Genomic DNA, 3901 nt, shown 5'->3' with positions numbered 1-3901 from the left:
ATTTGGGGGCCAGTTCAGTTTTCAGACGACCTTTGGCATGGGTGCGGTCAAGGCAGTTTGGGTCTGACTTTGACGCTTAAGGGCAAGTGGTCGGAGAGGCGTTGCCAGTTTTTGCCGTTGTGGATTTGGGAGTCTAAGACTTCCAAGTTGCGGGTATAGACGCGGTCGAGGCTGAGGACGGGTAGGCGGGCGGGGAAGGTTTTGGGGCGTTTGCCGTTGCTGTCCACGAATACTTCGTTCAGGTTCAAGGCGTTGCCTAAGGACAGGGCGGATTTTTGCCGCCAGTCGTTGAAGTCGCCGGCGAGAATCAGCGGGCTTTGCGGGTCGATGTGATGCACGACGTATTCGAAGATGGCGCGGTATTGTTTGGCGCGGTCGGGTTCACGCAGGTTGAGGTGGGCGCACAGGCAGACGAGCGGGGTTTCCCAGCCTTCGGGCAGGACTTCGCAATGGAGTACGCCGCGCTGTTCGAGTTTGTTGACGCTGATGTTGAGGTTGTGGCGGGTTTCCAGCGGCAGGCGGCTGAGGATGGCGTTGCCGTGGTGGCGCTGCGGGTATACGGCGTTTTTGCCGTAGCTGCGGTTGTAGGAAAGGCGGTCGCCGAGGATATCGTAATGCGGTTTTTCGGGAAAATCGGGCAGCCTGCTGCTGCGGGTCAGGTGTTGACCTTGCACTTCCTGTAAAAACAGGACATCCGAGCCTATGCCGCGAAGCTCTTCCGCCATGCTGTCCACTTGGACTTTGCGGTTGAGCGCGGACATGCCTTTGTGCATGTTGTATGAGGTGATGGTAATCGGGCGGGGGGGCATGATGTGTAACCGTAGTGTGTGAGTAGTTTGTCGTTGTATTGATAGTATAACACTGCAAGTGTTTGGTTTCCGTAAAGATTTGATGTGCGGACGGTTGCTTGACGGTAAAACGTCGTCTGAAAGGTTTCAGACGACGTTTGAGGGGGAAACGCGCAGAAAACGATTTATTTTATGAACTCGTCCATGCCGTCTTCACAGCGGATTTTTTGTTCGGACAGCGTGGCTTTGAGCAGGGCGTCGTTTTGCGGCAGGGCGTCGCGTTCGGTTTCGTGATGCCAAAGGTGGTAGGCGATGCCGGCGAATTTGAGGTTGTGGCGTTTCATGCCGTTATGGAAGAGGCGGGCGACGAACTCGCTGTCTTCGCGTCCCCAGCCGACAAAGCGGTTGTCGAAGCCGTTGACGGCCAACGCATCGCTGCGGAAAAAGCCCATATTGCAGGTTTTGATGCCTTTGTGTTTGCGGCTGCTTTGTCTGCCGATCAGGGCGGACAGGCTGCGGCAGCGCAGGGCGGACAGGCGTTTTTCTATGCCTTGGCTGAACGCGGACAAATCGGGCAATTCGCCGGAATCTAAAATTTCCTGGGTGCGGCTTTGGGTCAGGATGACGCGCGAACCCTGTATCAGCCTGCCTTTGCGTGCGAGCTTGAGATGGTCGGCGATAAAGGACGGGTCGAGTATCATGTCGCCGTCGATAAGGATGACGTAGTCGCTTTTTGCCTGCGCCAGCGCGCGGTTGCGTGATTCGGCGGCACGGAAGCCGTCGTCCGGCCGCCAAGAATGTTTGACGGGGATGTCGGTATGGCTGCGGATGAACTCGACGACTTCGGCGGTGTCTTGGCGCGAACCGTCGTCCGCGACGATGATTTCGTCGGGCAGGCGGGTTTGCGCGAGTGCGGATTTCAAAACCAGCTCCAGCGCGTCGGGACGGTTGTAGGTGGTAATAATCAAGGCGACGCTGATATTGCGGTTGCGCTCGTAAAGTTTGACATATTTGTAGTACGAACCTTGCGCATTGGCGATGGAAATGGTCAAGCCGTCCGCGCCGTAGGCGAAACCGCGTTTGAGCAGGTAGTTTTTGACAAACGATACGCTGCCGTGCAACAGGGCTTTGAAGGGCGAGCTGTCTTTTTTGTAGCGGTTTTCTTCGGCGTAGAGCGAGCTGTATTGCTGCATTTTTTGAATCAGCCCTTCGGCGTTTTCGAAGGAATAGTGTTTCAGACGACCTTCGAGCGGACGGACGTTTGCATCGGGCGGCAAGATCAGCGATTCATGCACCTGACGGTCGGAAAAACGGGTAAACCGGCGGTGGTAAAGGCGCGGGATAATGTCGGGATACCAGCCGCAGGCTTTGATCAGGCGGCCGTTGTAGTGGTTCAGGCGCGAGAGCGAGAAGATGTTTTGTTCTTTGTTTTCCGCCACGGCTTTGCGGATGGCGGCAATCAGTTCGCCATCTGCCACTTCGTCGCTGTCTATGCTGAATATCCAATTGTTTTGAGCGAGGCGGGCGGCGAGGTTTTTCATCGGTCCGAAGCCGATGAAGTCGTATTTGTAATAACTGACGTTGGTGAAGCGTTCGGCGATTTCAAAGGTACGGTCGGTCGAGCCGTTGTCGAGCAGCAAAACTTCGTCGAAGTCTTGAAGCGCGGTCAAAACTTCGTGCAGATAGCGTTCCGAGTTTTTAACCAACATGGCTGCTGTGGCGGGAATTTTCGGGTTCATGATGAGGTCGTCTGAAAAGGAGTCGTCTGAAAAATCAAAATCGGGAAATCAAGGCAGTTCGGCAATGGCGGCGGTCAGTTCTTCGTGGAAAGCGTGTATTTTAACCGATATACCGCTACAATACGCATTTCCTTTTTTCAGACGACCTCCTCCGATATGCAGCTTATCCTTGCTCCTATGCAGGGGCTGGTGGACGATGTGATGCGCGATTTGCTGACCCGTATCGGCGGCTACGACGAATGCGTCAGCGAGTTCGTCCGCATTACTCACACCATCCATTCCCGTTCCACCTGGCTCAAATACGCCCCCGAAATCGCCAACGGCAACAAGACCCCTGCCGGCACGCCCTGTACCGTCCAGCTTTTGGGCAGCGACGCCGACAATATGGCGGTCAACGCCTTGGAAGCCGTCCGCTTCGGTGCGGACAAAATCGACCTCAATTTCGGCTGTCCCGCCCCCACGGTCAACAAACACAAAGGCGGCGCGGTCCTGCTCAAAGAGCCCGACCTCATCCACCATATCGTCAAAACCTTGCGCCAACGCCTGCCCGAACACATCCCGCTTACCGGCAAAATGCGGCTCGGTTACGAAGAAAAAAGCCTCGCGCTCGAATGTGCCGCCGCCATTGCCGAAGGCGGAGCCTGCGCCCTGACCGTACACGCGCGCACCAAAGTCGAAGGCTACGAACCACCCGCGCATTGGGAATGGATACGCAAAATCCGCGAACACGTCGCCATCCCCGTAACCGCCAACGGCGACGTGTTCAGCCTCAAAGACTATATCGGTATTAAAGAAATGACGGGCTGCAACAGCGTCATGCTCGGCCGCGGCGCCGTCATCCGCCCCGATTTGGCGCGCCAAATCAAACAATACGAAAACGGTGAAACCGTCCGCGATACCGATTTCGCCGAAGTTTCGGTGTGGATAAACCAATTTTTCCATTTGTGTCTCGCCAAAGAAGCGAACAACAAATACCCCGTCGCCCGCCTGAAACAATGGTTGGGCATGATGAAGAAAGAATTTGGAGAAGCGCAGGAATTGTTTGACGCGGTAAGGGCGGTCAAAGACGCGGAAGAAGTCGCGCGGATTTTGGCTGAATTTGAAGACAAGATGAATGCCTGATAATGATGAGGTCGTCTGAAAACATATTTTCAGACGACCTGAGACCTTTGCAAAAAAGCCCTTCCTCCGACAACCGAAACCCCAACACAGGTTTTCGGCTGTTTTCGTTTCAAATATCCACTGATTCTACCCAAACACCCCCTTAATCCTCCCCGGACGCCCCATAATCAGGCATCCGGGCCGCCTTTTAGGTGGCAACAGGCACACTTAGCCTGTTGGCCGCTTTCAACAGGTTCAAACACATCGCCTTCA

Annotated in this window: 3 protein-coding genes; 1 reads left to right on the top strand and 2 read right to left on the bottom strand. The window is 55.1% G+C overall.

What is annotated here, in order from left to right; all coding sequences use genetic code 11:
- Positions 1-47: 47 nt before the first annotated feature.
- Both HMPREF2726_RS09240 and HMPREF2726_RS09235 read right to left on the bottom strand, forming a co-directional pair.
- The gene (locus HMPREF2726_RS09240) at positions 48-809 is read right to left on the bottom strand and encodes an endonuclease/exonuclease/phosphatase family protein (RefSeq protein ID WP_009312139.1); all 762 of its coding nucleotides are present in this window, start codon (positions 807-809) and stop codon (positions 48-50) included.
- Positions 810-973: 164 nt separating this feature from the next.
- Entirely contained in the window at positions 974-2527 is a 1554-nt protein-coding gene (locus HMPREF2726_RS09235) for a glycosyltransferase family 2 protein (RefSeq protein WP_009312138.1), read from the bottom strand.
- A gap of 156 nt (positions 2528-2683) precedes the next feature.
- Between HMPREF2726_RS09235 and HMPREF2726_RS09230 the strand changes: the two genes are divergently transcribed.
- Positions 2684-3649, top strand: coding sequence for a tRNA dihydrouridine synthase (locus HMPREF2726_RS09230; RefSeq protein ID WP_009312137.1), 966 nt, complete (start codon positions 2684-2686; stop codon positions 3647-3649).
- Positions 3650-3901: the final 252 nt, after the last annotated feature.

It is taken from the genome of Neisseria sp. HMSC074B07 (assembly GCF_001810355.1).
Taxonomy (GTDB): Bacteria; Pseudomonadota; Gammaproteobacteria; order Burkholderiales; family Neisseriaceae; genus Neisseria.
The sequence above is the reverse complement of the archived record's forward strand: the minus strand, read 5'-3'. Positions and strand labels throughout refer to the sequence as shown.